Genomic DNA, 3002 nt, shown 5'->3' on the forward strand with positions numbered 1-3002 from the left:
AAGGGGGCCGATATATTCCCGCGATCCACCCGGGATCACGTACCACTGGGGGCGATTGGCCACATCGAGCAGGCCGTGGTTGGCAAAAAAGCGCAGGAAGAAGCCAAGGGGGAAGGCGCGCATATCGGCCAGGGTCGATGACCAGATCGCCGCTCCCATCGGCAAGATGTAGTGGCGGGCGAAGTAGTCACTAAACTCCCCCGCCAGCAAAAAATCCCCCAGGGTCAGCTCGGGGACTGCATCCTGATGTTGACCATCTGCCAGCCAGGCTCGTGCCTCCCGGTTGAACCGCAGGATCTCGGCGACAAAACCGTAGAAACGGGGACTCAGCAGATTACTGCGCTGGGCAAACAGGGTGTCGAGATTGTGGCCGTTATACTCCAGCCCCTCCGGGCTCTTTACCGAGAAGCTCATCTCGGCCGGTTGCCGCGCCATGCCGATCCGCGCCAGCAACTTCAAGAAGTTGGGGTAGGTGCGATCGTTGAAGACGATAAAGCCGGTGTCGATGGCATAGCTGCGGCCAGCCTGATTCACATCGACGGTTGCGGTGTGTCCCCCCAGGGTCGGCGCCGCCTCGAACAGGGTGATGTCATGGAGTTTGTGGAGCAGAAAACCGGCGGTGAGCCCCGAGATCCCTGAACCGACGATGGCGATCTTTTTCTTCATGAATGGCTTCCTTTCGATACGAGTGCGCGGCCAAGGCGCAGCCAGAGCCCCACCGGCAGCGCACCAAGCAGGCGCAGCAACCAGATGAAACGGCGGGGAAAGTGGATCTGGTGACGACCTGCAGTCAGCCCGTCCATGATGGCACGGGAGGCCTGCTCCACCGTCACCAGACAGGGCATGGGAAAATCATTTTTGGCGGTGAGCGGCGTCTGGACAAAGCCGGGGCGGATCAGGGTCACCCCGATCCCTTTGCTGGCCAAATCGAGGCGCAAGGTATCCGCCAGATAGTCGAGGGCCGCCTTGGAGGCACCATACGCCTCGGCTCGCGGCAGCGGCAGCCAGCTCACCGACGAGCTGACGATGGCAAGGCGCGATCCCGCACCGAGCAGCGGCAAGAAGGCGGCCAGCGCATGACCGGTGGCGGTCAGATTGGTCTCAATCACCCGGGCAAACAGCTCGCTGTCAAACTCCTCGCCGACATCCATGTACTCGCAGTTGCCTGCGTTGAGGATCAGCAGATCGAGGGATGGCAACGTGGCAGCCACCCCGCTCATTGCGGCCAGATCCCGGGCATCGAACTGCAGCGGCGTGATGCCGTACAGCCCCAGCTCCTGTAGCCGTTCACCATCGCGGCCACAGCCCCACACCTGCCAGCCTGAGCGCCGGTAATCGAGCGCCAACTGGCGACCGATGCCGGAGGTTGCCCCTGTGATGAGCACCCGGCCGCTCATGCGCCGAGCCTCCCCTTGATGGTGCGCACCACGGGCCCAAGCAGCGGCAACTGCTCGTAGAGCATGGCGCCCAGATCAAAATAGTCCCGGTGCTGGCACACCTTGCCCGCCTCGTCGAATTCAAGACGGGTGGCCCCCTCCACCGTCACCGGCTCACCACCACGCAAGCTGGGGTGAGAGAAGGTCATGGTCCAGCCGAGCCAGGCCTGCGGCCCCTGTTGCTGCTGACTGGTGATGACGAAATGGCAGTAGGCGAGGCGCTGATAGAGGGCGGCAAAATAGTCGCCAAGGGCCACCAGTCCCTCGATGCGGTGAGCCGGGTCGGTAAAGACCACCTGTTCGGCATAGACCTCGGGCAAGCGGTGCAACTGCTGTTTGTCCAGTTGCTGATAGAGGCCAATAAAGCGGGCCAGCGGCTCGTTCATCCTATTTCTCCAGAGAGCGAAACATCTCGATGGCTCTCACCCGGGCAACGGCGTGATCCACCATGGGTGCCGGATAATCCTGTCGCCCCTTGAGCCGCAGCCAGTCGTGGGGCTGATGCACATAAGCGGCGGGAATATCGGCAAGTTCAGTCACCCAGGTACGGATAAACTCCCCTTTTGGATCAAATCGTTGCCCCTGAGTGGTGGGGTTGAAGACCCGAAAATAGGGCGCCGCATCGGCGCCTGTGCCCGCCGCCCACTGCCAGCCGCCATTGTTGGCCGCCAGATCGCCATCGATTAGCCGACTCATGAAGTAATCCTCCCCGAGCCGCCAGTGGATATGGAGATCCTTGGTGAGAAAGCTCGCCACTATCATCCGCAGCCGGTTGTGCATCCAGCCGGTGGCGTTGAGACAGCGCATCGCCGCATCGACGATGGGGTAGCCGGTACGTCCCTCGCACCAGGCGGCGAAGGCATCCGGATCCCAGCTCCACGGCAAGGCTGCGGTCTCCGGTTTGAAGGGGCGATTCATGGAGAGGGTCGGGATCAGTACCAGCAGGTGGCGATAGAACTCGCGCCAGACCAGCTCATTGAGCCAGACAAAGCCGGGCTGGGCATTCGACTGGGGTCGATAGCCGAGCCGCTGCTGGAGCGCCGCCACGCACTGGCGCGGGCTGATGATGCCCGCCGCCAGATAGGGGGAGAGCACGGACGTGCCTGCGATGGCAGGAAAATCCCGGGTCTCGCCATAGTCGAGCACCGCCTGCTCCAGAAAATCGTTCAAACGGCGCCGGGCTTCCACCTCCCCCACCGGCCAGCGTGGATCAGTCGTCAGCTCGCCGAGTGCTTCATCAACCCACTCCCGCTCGGCCAGCGGCTGCCACGGCAAAGGCTCGCCACGGGGCGCAGGGGCGCGATGAATGACAAAACCCTCCTCGTCGAGTGCCTTGAGCCAGGCACGGCTGAAGGGGGTGAACACCTTGAACATCTCCCCCGACCCGGTCAGCACCCGCCCCGGCGGCAATACGCAACAGCCGTTGAGCCAGTGACAACTCACCTCCTGCTCTGCCAGCGCGGCGGTAACGGCGTGATCGCGACGCTGTTCGTCGATCTCGATAGCCTGATTGGCATAGAGCCGGGTCACCCCCAACTCGCAGCAGAGGTCTGCCAACACCGCCGG

4 protein-coding genes are annotated in these 3002 nt (G+C 63.0%); all 4 read right to left on the reverse strand.

From position 1 onward, the window contains the following. Positions 1-666 (reverse strand): NAD(P)/FAD-dependent oxidoreductase (locus AACS24_RS22005; protein WP_258222998.1); only part of this gene is annotated, 666 nt, incomplete at its 3' end. Next, on the reverse strand, positions 663-1397 hold the full coding sequence (locus AACS24_RS19080; protein ID WP_108571666.1) for an SDR family NAD(P)-dependent oxidoreductase: 735 nt from the start codon (positions 1395-1397) through the stop codon (positions 663-665). The genes AACS24_RS22005 and AACS24_RS19080, both read right to left, overlap by 4 nt. Continuing rightward, on the reverse strand, positions 1394-1822 hold the full coding sequence (locus AACS24_RS19085; RefSeq protein ID WP_108571667.1) for a nuclear transport factor 2 family protein: 429 nt from the start codon (positions 1820-1822) through the stop codon (positions 1394-1396). Before AACS24_RS19085 ends, AACS24_RS19080 begins: the two co-directional genes overlap by 4 nt. A gap of 1 nt (position 1823) precedes the next feature. Beyond that, positions 1824-3002: cryptochrome/photolyase family protein (locus AACS24_RS19090; protein WP_258222999.1), on the reverse strand; the 1179-nt coding region annotated here is incomplete at its 5' end.

This window comes from Aeromonas sp. HMWF016 (assembly GCF_963878195.1).
Lineage (GTDB): Bacteria > Pseudomonadota > Gammaproteobacteria > Enterobacterales > Aeromonadaceae > Aeromonas > Aeromonas lacus.

Bases quoted from the DNA above. Each gene is read 5' to 3' on its own strand.
- AACS24_RS19080 (WP_108571666.1), bottom strand. From the start codon at position 1,397: ATGAGCGGCCGGGTGCTCATCACAGGGGCAACCTCCGGCATCGGTCGC.
- AACS24_RS19085 (WP_108571667.1), bottom strand. From the start codon at position 1,822: ATGAACGAGCCGCTGGCCCGCTTTATTGGCCTCTATCAGCAACTGGAC.